At 62.7% G+C, this 17,731-nt stretch carries 18 protein-coding genes; 5 read left to right on the forward strand and 13 right to left on the reverse strand.

Annotated features, from left to right (window positions below):
- Positions 1–124 precede the first annotated feature (124 nt).
- Positions 125–1,345: a putative DNA modification/repair radical SAM protein gene (locus AC07SU_RS04895; RefSeq protein ID WP_176998942.1), complete on the forward strand. Its 1,221-nt coding sequence runs from the start codon at positions 125–127 to the stop codon at positions 1,343–1,345.
- Positions 1,342–2,223 (forward strand): TIGR03915 family putative DNA repair protein, encoded by an 882-nt coding sequence (locus AC07SU_RS04900; RefSeq protein WP_494996374.1) that lies wholly within the window; start codon positions 1,342–1,344, stop codon positions 2,221–2,223. The genes AC07SU_RS04895 and AC07SU_RS04900 overlap by 4 nt, the downstream gene beginning before the upstream one ends.
- Before the next feature lie 117 nt (positions 2,224–2,340).
- Here AC07SU_RS04900 and AC07SU_RS04905 read toward each other — a convergent pair whose 3' ends face one another.
- The 7 genes from AC07SU_RS04905 to ctlX form a co-directional block, all read right to left on the reverse strand.
- Entirely contained in the window at positions 2,341–2,838 is a 498-nt protein-coding gene (locus tag AC07SU_RS04905) for an Lrp/AsnC family transcriptional regulator (protein WP_071487193.1), read from the reverse strand.
- Positions 2,839–2,842: 4 nt separating this feature from the next.
- Positions 2,843–3,673 (reverse strand): ABC transporter ATP-binding protein, encoded by an 831-nt coding sequence (locus tag AC07SU_RS04910; protein WP_494996375.1) that lies wholly within the window; start codon positions 3,671–3,673, stop codon positions 2,843–2,845.
- A 3-nt stretch (positions 3,674–3,676) separates the two neighbouring features.
- Complete coding sequence (locus AC07SU_RS04915) at positions 3,677–4,390, reverse strand: ABC transporter permease (protein ID WP_494996376.1); 714 nt, start codon at positions 4,388–4,390, stop codon at positions 3,677–3,679.
- Positions 4,387–5,088 carry an ABC transporter permease gene (locus tag AC07SU_RS04920; protein ID WP_176998939.1) on the reverse strand — a complete coding sequence of 234 codons (702 nt, stop codon included), beginning with the start codon at positions 5,086–5,088 and terminating at the stop codon, positions 4,387–4,389. The genes AC07SU_RS04915 and AC07SU_RS04920 overlap by 4 nt, the downstream gene beginning before the upstream one ends.
- A 133-nt stretch (positions 5,089–5,221) precedes the next feature.
- Positions 5,222–6,001: an ABC transporter substrate-binding protein gene (locus tag AC07SU_RS04925; RefSeq protein ID WP_494996377.1), complete on the reverse strand. Its 780-nt coding sequence runs from the start codon at positions 5,999–6,001 to the stop codon at positions 5,222–5,224.
- Positions 6,002–6,226: 225 nt separating this feature from the next.
- Complete coding sequence (gene ocd, locus AC07SU_RS04930) at positions 6,227–7,273, reverse strand: ornithine cyclodeaminase (protein WP_176998937.1); 1,047 nt, start codon at positions 7,271–7,273, stop codon at positions 6,227–6,229.
- 16 nt (positions 7,274–7,289) lie between these two features.
- On the reverse strand, positions 7,290–8,216 hold the full coding sequence (gene ctlX, locus AC07SU_RS04935) for a citrulline utilization hydrolase CtlX (protein ID WP_494996378.1): 927 nt from the start codon (positions 8,214–8,216) through the stop codon (positions 7,290–7,292).
- A 267-nt stretch (positions 8,217–8,483) separates the two neighbouring features.
- Between ctlX and AC07SU_RS04940 the strand changes: the two genes are divergently transcribed.
- Complete coding sequence (locus AC07SU_RS04940; protein ID WP_494996379.1) at positions 8,484–9,380, forward strand: GNAT family acetyltransferase; 897 nt, start codon at positions 8,484–8,486, stop codon at positions 9,378–9,380.
- Positions 9,381–9,479: 99 nt separating this feature from the next.
- Here the strand turns inward: AC07SU_RS04940 and AC07SU_RS04945 are convergent, their stop codons facing one another.
- The 5 genes from AC07SU_RS04945 to AC07SU_RS04965 form a co-directional block, all read right to left on the reverse strand.
- On the reverse strand, positions 9,480–10,499 hold the full coding sequence (locus AC07SU_RS04945; RefSeq protein WP_494996380.1) for a branched-chain amino acid aminotransferase: 1,020 nt from the start codon (positions 10,497–10,499) through the stop codon (positions 9,480–9,482).
- Positions 10,500–10,681: 182 nt separating this feature from the next.
- Positions 10,682–12,061, reverse strand: coding sequence for a dihydrolipoyl dehydrogenase (gene lpdA, locus AC07SU_RS04950; protein ID WP_494996381.1), 1,380 nt, complete (start codon positions 12,059–12,061; stop codon positions 10,682–10,684).
- 3 nt (positions 12,062–12,064) lie between these two features.
- Complete coding sequence (locus AC07SU_RS04955; protein ID WP_494996382.1) at positions 12,065–13,324, reverse strand: dihydrolipoamide acetyltransferase family protein; 1,260 nt, start codon at positions 13,322–13,324, stop codon at positions 12,065–12,067.
- A complete protein-coding gene (locus tag AC07SU_RS04960) occupies positions 13,325–14,383 on the reverse strand; it encodes an alpha-ketoacid dehydrogenase subunit beta (RefSeq protein WP_016974130.1) in 1,059 nt (352 codons plus the stop codon).
- 1 nt (position 14,384) lies between these two features.
- The gene (locus AC07SU_RS04965) at positions 14,385–15,620 is read right to left on the reverse strand and encodes a 3-methyl-2-oxobutanoate dehydrogenase (2-methylpropanoyl-transferring) subunit alpha (protein ID WP_176998930.1); all 1,236 of its coding nucleotides are present in this window, start codon (positions 15,618–15,620) and stop codon (positions 14,385–14,387) included.
- Positions 15,621–15,815: 195 nt separating this feature from the next.
- On the opposite strand from AC07SU_RS04965, the gene bkdR reads away from it, so the two are divergent.
- The gene (gene bkdR, locus AC07SU_RS04970; RefSeq protein WP_176998929.1) at positions 15,816–16,304 is read left to right on the forward strand and encodes a Bkd operon transcriptional regulator BkdR; all 489 of its coding nucleotides are present in this window, start codon (positions 15,816–15,818) and stop codon (positions 16,302–16,304) included.
- A gap of 99 nt (positions 16,305–16,403) precedes the next feature.
- Here the strand turns inward: bkdR and AC07SU_RS04975 are convergent, their stop codons facing one another.
- A complete protein-coding gene (locus AC07SU_RS04975; RefSeq protein WP_494996383.1) occupies positions 16,404–17,267 on the reverse strand; it encodes an MBL fold metallo-hydrolase in 864 nt (287 codons plus the stop codon).
- A gap of 109 nt (positions 17,268–17,376) precedes the next feature.
- Here AC07SU_RS04975 and AC07SU_RS04980 point away from each other — a divergent pair, with 109 nt between their 5' ends.
- Positions 17,377–17,712 carry an ArsR/SmtB family transcription factor gene (locus AC07SU_RS04980; RefSeq protein ID WP_017136253.1) on the forward strand — a complete coding sequence of 112 codons (336 nt, stop codon included), beginning with the start codon at positions 17,377–17,379 and terminating at the stop codon, positions 17,710–17,712.
- Positions 17,713–17,731 lie beyond the last annotated feature (19 nt).

Raw genomic sequence — 17,731 nt, forward strand, 5'->3', positions numbered from 1 at the left:
GCCGGCGATGGCGTCCCTGAGATCCCCATCGCCGGCAAGCCGGGCTCCTACAGTTCGTCATTGCACGCTGGCATTTGCGGGTGCTCGCTGATACTGTACAAAAAACCAGTATCGGTAGCCCTCCATGCAGTTGATCGAAAAACTCAGCATCCTCGCCGACGCCGCCAAGTACGACGCTTCGTGCGCCAGCAGTGGTGCGCCCAAGCGCAGTTCCGAGGGCAAGGCGGGGCTGGGTTCCACCGATGGCATGGGCATCTGCCACAGCTACACGCCCGACGGGCGCTGCGTCTCGCTGCTCAAGGTGTTGCTCACCAACTTCTGCCTCTACGACTGCCAATACTGCGTCAACCGCCGCTCCAGCGACGTGCCCCGTGCACGCTTCAGCCCGGAGGAGGTGGTCACCCTGACCCTGGATTTCTACCGGCGCAATTGCGTCAGCGGGCTGTTTCTCAGTTCCGGCATCATCCGTTCGTCCGACTACACCATGGAACAGCTGGTGCGCGTCGCGAAACTGCTGCGCGAAGAGCATGACTTTCGCGGCTACATTCACCTCAAGACCATTCCTGACGCCGACCCGGCACTGATCGCCGAAGCGGGGCGCTATGCCGACCGCCTGAGCGTGAACATCGAACTGCCCACCGAGGCCAGCCTGCAGACCCTGGCACCGGAAAAAAAGATCGTGTCGATCAAGCAGGCCATGCAGACCATCTACACCGGCGAGCAAACGGTGCGCAACGAGCCGCGCGCGCCGCGTTTTGCCCCGGCCGGGCAGAGCACCCAATTGATTGTGGGCGCCGACGACACCGACGACAGCACCATCCTCCACGGTGCCGAGGCGCTGTACGGCAATTTCAAGCTGCGCCGCGTGTATTACTCGGCGTTCAGCCCCATCCCCAACAGCCCGAAAAGCGTGCCCCTGGCCGCGCCACCGCTGATGCGCGAGCACCGCTTGTACCAGGCCGATTTTTTGCTGCGCAGCTACGGGTTCAGTGCCAATGAACTGTTCGAAGGCCCCGGCCACCTGGCCCTGGACATCGACCCCAAGCTGGCCTGGGCGCTGGAGCACCGTGAAGTGTTCCCGCTGGACCTGAACCGCGCCGAGCCCACCTTGATCGCACGTATTCCCGGCATTGGCCTGCGCACCACCCAGCGCCTGGTCGACCTGCGCCGCGAACGCAAGATCCGCTTCGAAGACCTGGCCCGCATGCGCTGCGTACTGGCCAAGGCCAAACCGTTTTTCATCACCAGTGACTACCACCCGCAACAGGCTGACAGCACCAGCGTGTTGCTGCGCGAGCAACTGCGCGACCGCCCGCAGCCGCAACAAATGGGGTTGTGGGGATGATCAGCCTGGAATGCGACAACCTGTTCAGCACATGGCGAGACCAGGCGCGTTGGCTCCTTAGCCATCAGGTGGACCCCAGCCAGGTGAGTTGGGGCGAGGTGCAGGCGGCTGACCTGTTTGCCACCGATGAACCCATCCCCGCCGGGCTTGGGCCGTTCCAGACGCGGGTGCCCAAGGCCCTGCTGGAGCTGCTGGAATCCGCCGCCTGCTACCACGGCGACCAGCGCTGGAGCCTGTTGTATGAAGTGCTGTGGCGCGTCAGCCATGGCGACCGCACCGCGATGCTGGCCGGTGACAAGCTGGGCAGTGAGTTGCAGCGGCGTATCAAGCAGGTGAGTCGCGAAGCGCACCACTTGCATGCGTTTGTCCGGTTTGTCGCGCTGCCGGCCGAGGCGGGCCCTGAGTTGCCGGAATATGTGGCATGGCACGAGCCAGCGCACGACATCCTCAAGTCCGCCAGCCAGCATTTTGTCGGGCGCATGGGGCGCCACCGCTGGATGATCGCCACGCCGCTGGACGGGGTGTATTACGACGGCGAACAGATGATTCACCAACGCAAGTGCCCCGAGGCCTGGCAGCAATTGGCGCAGAACGTCGAGGACCCCCACAGTGACATGTGGCTGACCTACTACAGCCACATCTTCAACCCGGCACGCTTGAATCCCAAGGTCATGGAAGGGCATTTGCCCAGCCGGTTCTGGAAGAATTTGCCGGAGGGCAAGTTGATCCCGGGGTTGATCACCGAGGCGCGGATGGGCAAGCAGAAGGATGGCCAGGCCAGGCTGATTGGCACCAAGCCAGGCAAAAAAATTGTGAACCCGATCAATGTGGGAGCTGGCTTGCCTGCGATGACAATAGGCCAGTCAACCCAAGGCTGACTGACCCACGCGCAACCCATTGTAGGAGCCAGCTTGCCGGCGATGAGGCCCTTCAAACCGCTGCACGATTCAAGGCCGCCATCGCCGGCAAGCCGGCTCCTACAGGGGGATTGGGTTTCAGGTCAGCTCGGTGGCGGTGTTCTTGACCACCGCCAACTCCGGATGCGCCACCAGCTTGTCAATGTGCAGCTCGTCATTGTTCAGCCAGGTTTCCGTCAACACCCGGTAGTGCTCCATGTCACGGCAGCGCATGCGCAGGCTGTAGTCGAACGGCCCGCTGATCAACTGGCACTCGAACACCTGCGGGCACGCCTTGACGCAGGCCTCGAAGGCTTTTTGCGCCGAACGCCCGCTCTGGTTGGACAGAGCCACCAACACCAACAGCGACAACCCGGGCGAGACCATCTGCACGTCGATGATCGCGCCATACCCGCGAATCACCCCGCGCCGCTCCAGCTTGCGCACCCGTTCCAGGCACGGCCTGGGGGTCAGGTGCACCAGCGACGAAAGCTTTTCGTAGGTGATACGCCCCTGGTGGCGCAGCACGTCGATGATCGCCTCATCGATGCGATCCAGCGCAGGGGAGGAGTGGGGTCCGTTGGCCTTGGTATCCATGAGTTCACTTCAAACGGTTGGAAAGAAATTGCTGCAAGCGCTCGCTGCCGGGGTGGTCGAGGATCTCGGCGCCGCCTTGTTCCTCGACCCGGCCCTGATGCAGGAACAGCACTTGGCTGGACACCTGGCGGGCAAAGCCCATCTCGTGGGTGACCATCAGCATGGTACGACCTTCCTCGGCCAACGTCTGTATGACTTTGAGAACTTCTCCTACAAGTTCTGGGTCCAGCGCTGACGTCGGTTCGTCGAACAGGATGATCTCCGGCTCCATCGCCAGGGCCCGGGCGATCGCCACCCGCTGCTGTTGGCCGCCCGACAGGAACGCCGGGTATTGGTCCGCCACGCGGCCGGGCAAACCCACCTTGTCCAGGTACAGGCGCGCGCGTTGTTCCGCCTCGGCGGCGCTCACGCCCAACACCCGGCGCGGGGCCATGGTGATGTTTTCGAGCACGGTCATGTGGCTCCACAGGTTGAAGTGCTGGAACACCATGGCCAGGCGCGTGCGCAGGTTCTGCAGTTGGGCCTGGTGCGGTGCGCGGGTGCCGGCACGGCCTTGCTGCATTTCGATGCTGATGCCGTCCAGGGTGATCACCCCGGCATCGGGTTGTTCAAGAAAGTTGATGCAGCGCAGCATCGTGCTTTTGCCGGAGCCGCTGGCGCCGATCAGGCTGATCACATCGCCCTGGCGTGCATTCAGCGACACGCCCTTGAGCACTTCGTGCTCGCCGTAGCGTTTGTGGATGCCCTCGACTTGCAGCTTGATGGCGGCGGTGACGGGTTTGGCAACGGGGAGGTCGACGGGATAAGCGGCCAGGGCCTGCGCGGACTGATTCATGGGTTAGCCTCGGGTAGGAACAAGAAAACGCATCCAGCGACGTTCGGCCAGTCGAAACAGGCCCACCAGTGCAAAGGACAGCAGCATGTACAACAGGGCGGCGATGCCGAAGGCCTGGAACGTCAGGAACGTCTCGGCATTTGCATCGCGGGCCACCTTGAGGATGTCGGCGACCGTGGCGGTAAACGCCAGTGAAGTGGCGTGCAGCATCAGGATCATTTCGTTGCTGTAGGCCGGCAACGCACGGCGCAGCGCAGCGGGTACCACCACAAACAGGTTCAGGCGCCAGCCGTGCAGGCCATAGGCGCGGGCGGCTTCGATTTCGCCGTGGGGGATATTGCGGATCGCCCCGGCGAAGATCTCCACGGTGTAGGCGCAGGTGTTGAGGACAAAGGCCAGCAGCGTGCAGTTCAGCGCATTGCGGAAAAACTGGTTGAGCAGGGCGTTGTCCTGCACCAGTTCCAGGCTGTACAGCCCGGTGTAGCAGATCAGCAATTGGATATACAGCGGCGTGCCGCGAAACAGGTAGGTGTAGACCTCCACCGGCCAGCGCAGCCAGAAGTGCGGCGAGACGCGGGCCAAGGCCAAGGGGATCGACAGGCAGAATCCCAGGACTACCGAGACAATGAACAGCCACAAGGTCATGGCGACGCCGGACAACCCTGCCCCATCGCTGAACAGGTAGGCCAGGCCGTATTGCTGGAACAGTTCGATCATCGCGCCATCCCCTTGATGCCCAGGTTGTAGCGCCGTTCCAGGCGCTTGAAGATGCGGTTGGAGAGGGTGGTGATCACCAGGTACACCAGGCCCGCAAGGATCAGGAAATACAGCGGTTCATTGGTGCTCTTGCCGGCGTTCTGCGCGGCCTTGACCAGGTCCGACAGGCCGATGATCGACACCAGCGCCGTGGACTTGAGCAGCACCAGCCAGTTGTTGCCCAGGCCCGGCAGGGCAAATCGCATCAATTGCGGGAACAGCACCAGGTGAAAACGCTGCCAGCGGCTCAGGCCATAGGCGGTGGCGGCTTCCAGCTGGCCGGCGGGCACACTGAGGATCGCCCCACGGAAGTTTTCGGTGAAGTACGCGCCGTAGATAAAGCCCAGGGTCACGACGCCCGCGGTGAAAGGGTCGATTTCAAAGTAGTCCCAGCCGAACGTTTCGCTCAGGTCGTTCAGCCACAGTTGCAGGCTGTAGAAAATCAGCAGGATCAGCACCAGGTCGGGCACGCTGCGGATCAGCGTGGTGTACAGGGTGGCGGGCACCCGCAGCCATTTCACGCTGGACAGCTTGGCACCCGCGGCGATCAAGCCCAGCGCAAGGCTCAAGGCCAGCGCGAGGAACGCCAGCTTGAGCGTCATCCAGGCGCCGTGGGCGAGCATCGGGCCGTAGCCCTGCAAGTTGAGGAATTCGTTCATGGTGGGTATCTCTCAAGGACACAGACGCCCCTCGTAGGAGCCGGCTTGCCGGCGATGAGGCCCTTGAATTCAGCGCAACGCTTCAGGCCGCCATCGCCGGCAAGCCGGCTCCTACAGGGGGGAGGCTTTGGGATCACTCGTTGTAGATGTCTTGATCGCCGAAGTACTTCTTCTGGATCTGCGCGTAGGTGCCATCGGCCTGCACGGCGGCGATGCCCTTGTTGATCAGCGCGCGCAATTCCTGGTCGTTCTTGCGCAGGCCCATGGCGATGTCCAGGGGCAGGGTCGGGTCCTTGAAGGCCGGGCCGGTCTTGTAGTCGGCGCCTTCAGGCTTGGACAGGAAGTTGAGCTGGGCTTCGAGCTTGTCGGTCAGGGTGGCGTCGAGGCGGCCGTTCTGCAGGTCGGCGTAGTTCTGTTCCTGAGACTGGTACGCCTTGATCTGCGCCCCCAGCTTGGCCAGGTGGGCACGGGCGTAGGCTTCCTGCAGCGAGCCTTGCAGCACGCCCACTTGCTTGCCTTTCAACGATTCCGGCGTGTCGCCGAAGTCGGCGCTTTTGCGAGTGATCACTGAGGTCGGGCTGAGGAACAGGCGGTCGCTGAAGTCGATGACCTTTTCCCGCGCCGGGGTCACGGCCATGGACGACATGATCGCGTCGAACTTGCGGGCGCGCAGGGCCGGGATCATGCCGTCGAACTCGTTGTGCACCCAGGTGCACTTGACCTCGAGCTTGGCGCAGATCGCATTGCCCAGCTCGATATCAAACCCGTGCAGGCTGCCGTCGGCGGCCACGGATTCGAAGGGTGGGTATTCGGGGAATACGCCGAAGCGGATTTCTTTCCAGTCCTGGGCGTGAGCGGCGCTGGCGCAGAGTGGCAACAGCAACGCGGCGAAGAGTGATCGCAGTGGAGTCATGGGTTGTCCCTATATGTTGTAATTGATGTCAGGGCATTGAATCGTTGGGCACAGAGAATGCTTCATGATGGTGCGTTTTTTGTGTCGTTTACCCCGTGCATAAAGCGCGAATTGCGCTGTTAAAAAGCGCAATGCAGCGGAATCGGCTGCTGCACGCGCTGAATCGGCTTTTTATCGGTTGAATTCTGGCCGGCCCTGGTCGCAAAGGGGCAGGCCAGAGCGGTCTCAGGCGCGCTTTTTCTGCTGTGCACAGGGCTGTTGGGCCAGGCGCGCGAACAAATCTTTCGGATCGGCCAGCGCCGGCACCAGCTCCAGGGTGCTGCCCACGTCCAGCGCCTTGGCCACGTCCAGCACATAGCGCAGGGCCGAGTAGTCTTCGATGGCAAACCCCACCGAGTCGAACAGGGTGACCTGGCGCGCGTTCTCGCGGCCGGGTTTCTGGCCGTTGATGACTTGCCACAATTCGGTCACCGGCGAGTCTTCCGGCATGTGCTGGATCTCCCCCTCGATGCGGCTTTGCGGTTCGTACTCGACGATCACCCGGGCGCGTTCGACGATGCGTCGGTCCAGCTCGGTCTTGCCCGGGCAGTCGCCGCCCACGGCGTTGAGGTGCATGCCGGGTTCGATCATCTCGTCGGTAAGGATGGTGGCGTAGGCCTTGTCGGCCGTGACGGTGGTGACGATATCGGCGCCCTTGACCGCTTCGGCCACGCTGCCGGCCAGGATCACCTTGATCGCCGGGAAGGCCTTGAGGTTAGCGGCCAGCTTGGCGGTGGCCTTGGCGTCGATATCGAACAGGCGGATCTCATTGATACCGAGCATGGCGTGGAAGGCCAGCGCCTGGAATTCACTTTGTGAGCCGTTGCCGATCAACGCCATGCTGCGGCTGTTTTCACGCGCCAGGTAACGGGCGACCAGGGCCGAGGTGGCGGCGGTGCGGATCGCGGTGGTCAGGGTCATTTCTGCCAGCAGCACCGGCTCGCCGGTGTCCACATCGCCCAGGGCGCCGAAGGCCATCACGGTGAGCATGCCGGCCAGGGTGTTTTTCGGGTGGCCGTTGACGTACTTGAAGGCGTACAGCGAGGCGTCCGACACCGGCATCAACTCGATCACGCCGTCCGGCGAATGGTTGGCCAGGCGTGCGCATTTCTCGAAATCCTGCCAGCGCAGGTAGTCGGCGCGGATGTACTCGGCCATCTCGGTGATGCAGGTCTGCAGGCCTTTTTGCGAGACCAGGTAGCTGAGGTCGTTGACGTCGATATAGCGGGTCATGGCAAGACTCCTTGAGTTATTGGAAGGTGGCGCGGGCGGGCAGGTGCACTTCCGCCAGCATGCAGCGGGCACTGCCGCCGCCGATGCGTTCGATGTTGTCGATGTTCACCACCACCGGGCGCGTGTGGCGCTCCACGTGCTGGCGCTGCGCTGGCTGCAGCGCGCCCCAGGCGCTGGCGGACATCACCAGCAGTGGCTGGCCGTCGCGGTCGTGGACTTCAAGCATGTTGCCGGCGAAGGCTTCGAGCTGGTCGAAGTCCAGACTGAGGATGTCTTTGCCGGTGTCGCGCAGGGAGCGTTCCAGGGTGCGGCGCTCGTCGGCGTCGGGCAGGGCTTGCAGGCACACCACCGAGAGGTCGCGGCCAACGCTCATCATCACGTTACTGTGGTAGATCGGCGCGTGATGGCGGTCGACGGCGTGGAACACGCAGAGCTGGTAATCGAGGCGTTCGGCGAATTGACGCAGGGCGTCGTGGTGGGTGCGCCCGGAGTGGCAGGCGTAGCTGATGCGGTGCTGGCGGTCGAGCACCATGCTGCCGGTGCCTTCAAGAAAGATGTTCTGTTGTTCCAGGTGGCTCAGGTCAATGGTGCTGTTGATCGCAAAGCGTTGCTCGAGCACCTGCAGCACGCCTTTGTTGCGTTCCAGTCGTCGGTTCTGGCCTTCCATCGGGTACAGCACCAGGCTGCCGTCGGCATGGCTGCTCCACCAGTTGTTGGGGAAGATCGAGTCGGGGGTGTGGGGGGCCGGCGTGTCTTGCACCACCAGCACTTCCACGCCGTGGCTGCGCAGGGTGTCGACATAGCCGTCGAACTCTTCCAGCGCTTTCTGCTGTGCACTGAGCGGGTCCTGGGGCGGGCGCTGGAAACGGTTGTTGATCGCGGTGTCCGGGTTGAAGGCAAAGCGCGCCGGGCGAATCATCAAGACGGTGTTGGTGGTTTGCATGGGTGCACGAATCCATGAGGTTGAGCTGTGCGCTTATTTTGTGGCTTGTGCGGGATGAATCCCGGCTGAAACAGCGGGGCGGTTCAGCCGGGAAAGCTGAAAAGGGCAGTGGCACAGCCGAATCGGCTGCAGAGAGTGGAATGCGCTCAAACTGTAGGAGCCGGCTTGCCGGCGATAGCGGTGATCCTGACAGACCGCTATCGCTGGCAAGCCAGCTCCTACATTAGTATGAGGCGCTTGTGAGAATCGCTTTAGCAGGGAGCCGTCATGTCCACCGCCGTTCGTCTCGCCCAACCCACCGACGCTGAAGGCATCAGCCAGGTCATCCTGGCCGCCCTGCACAGCAGCAATGCACGGGATTACCCGGCCGAGGTGATCGCCCGCGTCGCCAGCAACTTCACGCCTGATGCGGTATTGGCGTTGCTCACGCGGCGACTGGTGCTGGTGGCGGTGCAGGGCCAGGTGATCGTGGCCACGGCCGCCCTGGACAGCAACGTGGTGCGTTCGGTGTTCGTCAACCCCGACCTGCAAGGGCAAGGCGTTGGCCGCCTGTTGATGATCGAGATCGAACTGCGCGCCCGCGAGGCCGGGGTGACAGTGCTGAGTGTGCCGTCATCGCTGACCGCCGAGCCGTTCTACACCAAGCTGGGGTTCCACACCGTGCGCGACGTGTACCACGGCAATGAGCGCACGCTGGTGATGGAAAAGGCGCTGTCGTCCCGGCATCCCATCGGCCCGTATCGCGACCGACAGCATCGCGCGCAGGTGGTGGCGTTGTGGCAGGAGGCGTTTGGCTATGACACCGCCCACAACCTGCCGAGCCTGGCGATCGACAAGAAGCTGGCGGTCAACGATGGGCTGTTCTTTGTGGCGACGGATAAAAAGGCCGTGATCGGCACGATACTCGCCGGGTACGACGGTCATCGTGGCTGGTTGTATTCAGTGGCGGTGCACGCCGATTATCGGCGCCAGGGTCTGGGCGCCTCACTGGTGCGGCATGCGGAGCAGGCACTGATTGCGCTGGGCTGCATGAAGATCAACCTGCAGATCACCAGTGGCAATGAGGCGGTGGTGGGGTTCTACGGGGCGTTGGGGTATGGGGTGGAGCCGAGGATCAGCATGGGCAAGAAGATTGCCCAGAATATCCCCAAAAACGGGGCGTAAACTTGTAGGAGCCGGCTTGCCGGCGATGAGGCCCTTGAATTCACTGCAGCCTTCAAAGCAGCCATCGCCGGCAAGCCGGCTCCTACAAGGTTTGTTGGCTTAGACCTTCACGATCCAACCCGCTGGCGCTTCAACGTCGCCGGTCTGCACGCCGGTCAGCTCTTTGTAGAGCTTCTGGGTGATCGGGCCGACTTCGGTCTCGCTGTGGAACACGTGCAGCTTGCCGTTGTACTGGATGCCGCCGATTGGCGAGATCACCGCAGCGGTACCGCAGGCGCCGGCTTCCTTGAACTGGTCGAGCTTGTCGATGAACACTTCGCCCTCGACCACTTCCAGGCCCAGGCGGGTCTGGGCCAGTTCAATCAGCGACAGGCGGGTGATGCCTGGCAGCACCGAAGGCGACTTCGGCGTGATGAACTTATTGTCGTGGGTGATCCCGAAGAAGTTGGCCGAACCGACTTCTTCGATTTTCGAGTGGGTCATCGGGTCCAGGTAGATCGCGTCGGCGAAGCCGGATTTCTTCGCTTCCGAACCTGGCATCAGGCTGGCGGCGTAGTTGCCACCGACCTTGGCGGCACCGGTGCCTTGTGGCGCGGCGCGGTCGAAGCTGGAGATCTGGAAGTTGTGCGGCACCAGGCCGCCCTTGAAGTAGGCGCCAACCGGGATCGCAAACACCGAGAAGATGAATTCCGGTGCGGTGCGCACGCCGATGTTGTCACCGGTGCCGATCACGAACGGGCGCAGGTACAGCGCGCCGCCACTGCCGTACGGCGGGATGAAACGCTCGTTGGCCGCGACCACTTGTTTGCAGGCTTCGATGAAGTCTTCGGTCGACACGTGCGGCATCAGCAGGCGGGCGCAGCTGCGTTGCATGCGGGCGGCGTTCTGGTCCGGGCGGAACAGGTTGATCGAACCGTCCTTGCAGCGGTAGGCCTTGAGGCCTTCGAAGCACTGCTGGCCATAGTGCAGGGCGGTGGAGCCTTCGCTGATGTGCAGCACGTTGTCGTCGGTCAGGGTGCCTTCTTGCCATTCGCCGTTTTTCCAGACCTGGAGAAACCGCTTGTCGGTCTTGATGTAGTCAAAACCCAGCTTGTCCCAATTGATGCTTTCGTTACCCATGACACCCTCTATCTCTGGTCAACCGCCTGGTCGAAGGCAGGCTTGTCGGTTTTTTTCTGGATGGGCGCAACAATACTTCATTCTGCAGCGGGTTTGTAGGAGCCGGCTTGCCGGCGATCCAGGCAATTCGGTTTACCCGACGACCGCCATCGCCGGCAAGCCGGCTCCTACAAGGGCTGTGTTTACAGGTGCAACGCGTGGCCCAACGCCCGCAACGCCGCTTCCAGCACCGCCTCACCCAGGGTTGGGTGGGCGTGGATGGTGCCGGCCACGTCTTCCAGGCGCGAGCCCATTTCCAGGCTCAGGCCAAACGCGGTGGACAGTTCCGAGACGCCCACGCCCACGGCTTGCCAGCCGACGATCAGGTGGTTGTCACGGCGCGCCACCACCCGCACGAAGCCGGTTTTCGACTCCAGGGTCATCGCCCGGCCATTGGCCGCAAACGGGAAACTGGCCACGACGCAGTCCAGCCCGGCGGCCTTGGCCTCGTCCGGGGTCTTGCCGACCACCACCACTTCCGGGTCGGTAAAACACACGGCGGGGATCGCGGCGGGGTTGAATTCGCGGGATTGACCGCTGATCAGCTCGGCGACCATTTCGCCCTGGGCCATGGCGCGGTGCGCCAGCATCGGCTCGCCGCTCAGGTCGCCGATGGCATACACATTGCGCATGCTGGTCTGGCAACGGCTGTCGATCTTGATCGCCGCACCGTTCATCTCGAGGTTCAGCGCTTCGAGGTTCCAGCCCTGGGTATTGGGTTTGCGGCCCACGGCCACCAGCACTTGGTCGGTCTCCAGCGACAGCGTGTCGCCATTCGGATCGCGCACTTGCAACTGCTTGTCGGCAAAGCCCGTCACGCTGTGCTTGAGGTACAGCTTCACCCCCAGTTGCTTGAGGGACTCGGCCACCGGCGCCGTCAGCTCGGCATCGTAAGCCGGCAGGATACGATCTTGCGCCTCGACCACGCTGACCTCTGCGCCGAGCTTGCGATACGCAATGCCGAGTTCCAGGCCAATATAGCCACCGCCCACCACGATCAAACGCTTGGGCACGCTTGTCGGTGCGAGGGCTTCGGTGGACGAGATAATCGGCCCGCCAATCGGCAGCATTGGCAGGTTGACGCTTTTCGAGCCGGTGGCCAGCAGCAGGTGTTCGCACGTGATGCGCTGGTCGCCGACGTCGACGGTCTTGCCGTCCACCACCTTGGCCCAGCCATGGATCACCTGCACCTTGTGCTTCTTGAGCAACGCCGAAACGCCGGTGGTCAGGCGGTCGACGATGCCGTCTTTCCATTCCACGCTCTTGCGGATGTCCAGGGTCGGCACAACCACTTCGATGCCCAGTTTGGAGCCTTGGCTGTGGTGCACGGTTTGCTGGAACTGCTCGGCCACATGGATCAGGGCCTTGGACGGAATGCAGCCGATATTCAGGCAGGTGCCGCCCAGTGCCTGGCCTTCCACCAGGATGGTCGGGATACCCAGTTGGCCGGCGCGGATCGCCGCCACATAACCGCCAGGGCCGCCGCCGATGATCAGCAGCGTTGTGTTCAAAGTCTGCGTCATGCGTTACTCCAGGAACAGGCTGGCGGGTTGTTCGAGCAGGCCGCGAATGGCCTGGATGAATTGCGCCGCGTCCATGCCGTCGACCACGCGGTGATCGAACGAGCTGGAGAGGTTCATCATCTTGCGCACCACGATCTGGCCCTTGATCACCATCGGCCGCTCAACGATACGGTTGACGCCGACGATGGCCACTTCCGGCAGGTTCAGCACCGGCGTACTGACGATGCCGCCCAAGGCGCCGAGGCTGGTGAGGGTGATGGTCGAGCCCGACAGTTCGTCACGGCTGGCCTTGCCGTTGCGTGCGGCGGTGGCCAAACGTGCGATTTCCTCGGCATTGCCCCACAGGCTGCGGGCTTCTGCGTGGCGCACCACGGGCACCATCAAGCCGACGTCGCTCTGGGTGGCGATGCCCACATGCACCGCGCCAAGGCGGGTGATGACCTGGGCTTCGTCGTCGTAACGCGCGTTGATCTGCGGGAAGTCCCGCAACGCCACGACCATGGCGCGCACGATGAACGGCAGCAGGGTCAGCTTGCCGCGCGTGGCGCCGTGTTTCTCGTTGAGGTGCACGCGCAGCTCGTCGAGGGCGGTGACGTCGATCTCTTCCACATAGCTGAAATGCGCGGCGCGGCGCGTGGCGTCCTGCATGCGCTGGGCGATCTTGCGGCGCATGCCGATCACCGGGATCTGCTCTTCTGTGTTGCGCTCGGCGTAAGGGTTGGCGGCCGTCGATGCCCTCGTCGTGCCTTGTTGCAGGTAGGCATCGAGGTCTTCATGGAGGATTCGCCCGGCCGGGCCGGAACCCTGTACCAGACGCAACTGAATGCCGGCGTCCAGTGCGTGTTTACGCACGGCCGGGGAGGCCAGCGGACGCTCGTCGGCTGCACGCGCCACGGGTGCCTGGGCTGCGATAACCGGTGCCGGTTTGTTTTCAACCGCCACCGGCGTGGGCTTGGCCTCGACCACCGGTGCAGCTTTCGGCGCTTCTTTCGCGGCGGGCGCTTCCTTGGCGTTGCCCGCGCCTTCCACTTCGATGCTGATCAGAATACTGCCCACGGCCATGACTTCACCCGGCTCGCCGCCGAGGGAAATCACCTTGCCGTGCACGGGCGAGGGAATGTCCACCATCGCCTTGTCGGTCATGACGTCCGCCAGTACCTGGTCTTCAACCACCAGGTCGCCGACCTTTACATGCCACACCGACAGTTCAACTTCCGCGATGCCTTCGCCAATGTCCGGCATCTTGATAACGTGCGTGCCCATTCAGACCTCCATGACCCGTTTCAACGCCGCGCCCACTCGGGACGGCCCTGGGAAATACGCCCACTCCTGCGCGTGCGGGTAGGGGGTGTCCCAGCCGGTGACGCGTTCGATCGGCGCTTCCAGGTGGTGGAAGCAATGCTCTTGCACCAGCGACACCAACTCGGCACCAAAACCGCAGGTGCGCGTGGCTTCGTGCACCACCACGCAACGGCCGGTCTTTTTCACCGACTTGACGATGGTTTCTAGGTCCAGCGGCCACAGGCTGCGCAGGTCGATGACCTCGGCGTCGATACCGGTTTCTTCGGCGGCGACTTGCGACACATACACGGTGGTGCCGTAGGTCAGCACGGTCACGGCAGAGCCTGGGCGCACGATGGCGGCCACGTCCAGCGGCACGGTGTAGTAACCGTCCGGTACTTGCGCTTGCGGGTGTTTCGACCACGGGGTTACCGGGCGGTCGTGATGGCCGTCGAACGGGCCGTTGTACAGGCGCTTGGGCTCCAGGAAGATCACCGGGTCATCGTTTTCGATGGAGGCGATCAGCAGGCCTTTCGCGTCATAGGGGTTGGACGGCATGACCGTGCGCAGGCCGCAGACTTGGGTGAACACCGCCTCGATGCTCTGGCTGTGGGTCTGGCCGCCGTAGATGCCGCCGCCGCAGGGCATGCGCATGGTCAGCGGCGCGGTGAACTGGCCGGCCGAGCGATAACGCAGGCGCGCCGCTTCGGAGATGATCTGGTCGGTGGCGGGGTAGACGTAGTCGGCAAACTGGATCTCGGCCACCGGGCGCAGGCCGTAGGCGCCCATGCCCACGGCGACGCCAACGATGCCGCTTTCGGAGATCGGGGCGTCGAATACCCGCGAGCTGCCGTACTTGTTCTGCAAGCCTTCGGTGCAACGGAACACGCCGCCGAAGTAACCCACGTCCTGGCCGAACACCACCACGTTGTCGTCACGTTCGAGCATCACATCCATGGCCGAGCGCAGGGCCTGGATCATGGTCATGGTGGTGGTGGTCATGGCGGTTTCCACTTCAATGCTGTTGTTGTGATCGTTCATGTCAGATCCCCAACTCTTGACGCTGGCGCTTCAAGTGCTCCGGCATCTCTTTATAGACGTCTTCGAACATGGTCGCGGCGCTTGGAATCTGGCCACCGGCCAGGGTGCCGTACTGTTCGGCTTCTTTCTGCGCGGCGATCACCTCGGCTTCCAGCTCGGCACTGACCGCCGCGTGTTCCTCTTCGGACCACTGGCCAATCTTGATCAGGTGCTGCTTGAGGCGCGCAATCGGGTCGCCCAAGGGGAAGTGGCTCCAGTCGTCGGCGGGACGGTACTTGGACGGATCATCGGAAGTGGAATGCGGGCCGGCGCGGTAGGTGACCCATTCGATCAGCGTAGGCCCGAGGTTGCGGCGCGCACGCTCGGCGGCCCAGGCGGAGGCGGCGTATACAGCGATAAAGTCGTTGCCGTCCACGCGCAGGGAGGCGATGCCGCAACCGACGCCGCGTCCGGCGAAGGTGGTGGCTTCACCGCCAGCAATGGCCTGGAAGGTGGAGATGGCCCACTGGTTGTTGACCACGTTGAGGATCACCGGCGCACGGTACACGTGGGCGAAGGTGAGGGCGGTGTGGAAGTCGGATTCGGCGGTGGCACCGTCGCCGATCCAGGCCGAGGCGATTTTGGTATCGCCCTTGATCGCCGAGGCCATGCCCCAGCCCACGCCTTGTACGAATTGGGTGGCGAGGTTGCCGGAGATGGTGAAGAAGCCGGCGTCCTTGACCGAATACATGATCGGCAGCTGGCGCCCCTTGAGCGGGTCGCGCTCGTTGGACAGCAACTGGCAGATCAGGTCCACCAGCGGCACTTCGCGGGCCATCAGGATGCTTTGCTGGCGGTAGGTGGGGAAGCACATGTCGTCGATGTTCAAGGCCAGGGCCTGGGCGCTGCCGATGGCTTCTTCGCCAAGGCTTTGCATGTAGAACGACATTTTTTTCTGACGCTGGGCGACCACCATGCGGTTGTCGAAGATGCGCGTCTTGAGCATGGCGCGCATGCCGCGACGCATGATCTCGACGCTAACGCCTTCGACCCACGGCCCCAGGGCCTGACCCTGGTCGTCGAGCACGCGGATCAGGCCCTTGGCCAGGTCGGCGGTGTCGGCGGGTTCTACGTCGATGGCGGGTTTGCGCACCGTGCCGGCGTCGGTCAGGCGCAGGTACGTGAAGTCGGTCTTGCAGCCTGGGCGGCCCGAGGGTTCGGGAACGTGCAGGCGCAGTGGTTCGTACTGCTGGGTCATGGCTTTCTACGCTCTATCTTGTGAATTTCTTGTAGTGGGCGCGCTAGCTGACAGTCAGTCCCCGGGTAAGGGAAATCTTGTCCTACAACAATCATAGGCGGGGCGTAGAAGAATATTTATCTGTGTTTCATTGCGCTCAAGATCATTTGCGGATAAAAAAACTGCATAAACATAAAAAACAGGTGATTTTGTCTCATGCGCAAACTGGACCGTACCGATATCGGCATTCTCAACGCCTTGCAGGAGAACGCCCGCATCACCAACGCCGACCTGGCGCGTTCGGTGAACCTGTCGCCCACGCCGTGCTTCAACCGGGTCAAGGCGATGGAGGAATTGGGGCTGATCCGTGACCAGGTCACCTTGCTCGACGCCGACCTGCTCGGGCTGCACGTCAACGTATTCATCCACGTCAGCCTGGAGAAACAGAACGAGCTGGCGCTGCAGCAGTTCGAGGGCGCAATTGCCGACCGGCCGGAAGTGATGGAGTGCTACCTCATGGCGGGCGACCCGGACTATCTGATCCGGGTGCTGGTGCCGACGATCCAGTCGCTGGAGCGGTTCATGATGGACTTTCTGACCAAGGTGCCGGGGGTGGCGAATATTCGGTCGAGTTTTGCGCTCAAGCAGGTGCGCTATAAAACCGCGCTGCCGTTGCCGGCCAATGGCATCAACCTGGGCACCTGACCCACCCCGCTCAACTGTAGGAGCCGGCTTGCCGGCGATGGCGGTTTGCCTGCCCCACCGCTATCGCCGGCAAGCCGGCTCCTACAGGGGGTGGGTATGTCAGAGTCTGTTGAGGGGGATCTTGAGGTAGACAACGCCATTCTCTTCCGCCGGCGGCATATTCCCCGCCCGCACATTCACCTGGATCGCCGGCAGCAACAATGTCGGCATGCCCAACCCGGCGTCCCGTTTGGTACGCATTTCCACAAACGCCGCTTCATCCACCCCGTCATGCACATGGATATTCCCCGCGCGCTGTTCGGCCACGGTGGTCAGGCATTTCGCCGTGCGGCCATCGGGCGGGTAGTCATGGCAAACGTACAGTTCGGTTTCCAGCGGAAACGCCAGCAACTTGCGCATCGACGCGTAGAGCTGCCGCGCATCGCCGCCCGGGAAATCGCAGCGCGCCGTGCCAACATCCGGCATGAACAGCGTGTCACCCACCAGGATCAACCGGCCGTCGATCAGGTAGGCCATGTCCGCCGGCGTATGTCCGGGTACATGCAGCGCCTGGGCCTTCAGGTTGCCGATATGAAACACCTCATCCGGCGCAAACAGGTGATCGAACTGCGAGCCATCCACGCGAAATTCCGGCTCCAGGTTGAACAGGTTCTTGAACACGCCCTGCACGGTGCTGATGGACTGCCCGATGGCAATTTTGCCGCCCAGGGTGCGCCGCAAATACGGCGCGGCAGACAGGTGGTCGGCGTGGGCGTGGGTTTCCAGCAGCCATTGCACCTGCAGGTGGTGTTCGCGGACAAAGTCGATGACCTTGTCGGCCTGGGCCGTGTCGGTGCGCCCGGAAGCCGGGTCGTAGTTGAGCACGGAGTCGACGACGGCACAGGGGCCGCCGTCGGCTTCATAGATGATGTAGGTGTAGGTCGACGATGCCTCGTCCAAAAAAGCTTGAATCAACGCGGGCATGGCGGCTGTTCCTGTTTTGTAAGGAAGTGGTGAAGAAAAAAGTCGTTACAATCAGTTTACGTTTACACATAATGTTTTGAGCTTAAGTGACAAAAAGGACCCGAGGCAAATGGAATCTACTCTGAGTGAAGGCGAAGTCGCCCAGCTGCGCGCGTCGGCGTCCAAGGCGTGTTCCTTGCTCAAGGCGCTGGCCAATGAAGACCGTTTGTTGATCCTCTGCCAGTTGACCCAGGGCGAGCGCAACGTCGGCGAGCTGGAAACCATGACCGGCGTTCGCCAGCCTACGCTGTCCCAACAGTTGGGCATCCTGCGTGACGAAGGGTTGGTAGCCACCCGTCGGGAAGGCAAATACATCTTCTACGGGCTGGCCAGCCATGAAGTGATTCAAGTGATGAAGACCCTGTCCGGCCTGTACTGCGGCGCGGTGATAAAAAGCTGGGCGTGATGCCATCCGGCAACGACCC

Source organism: Pseudomonas sp. GW821-FHT05H12, assembly GCF_059419385.1.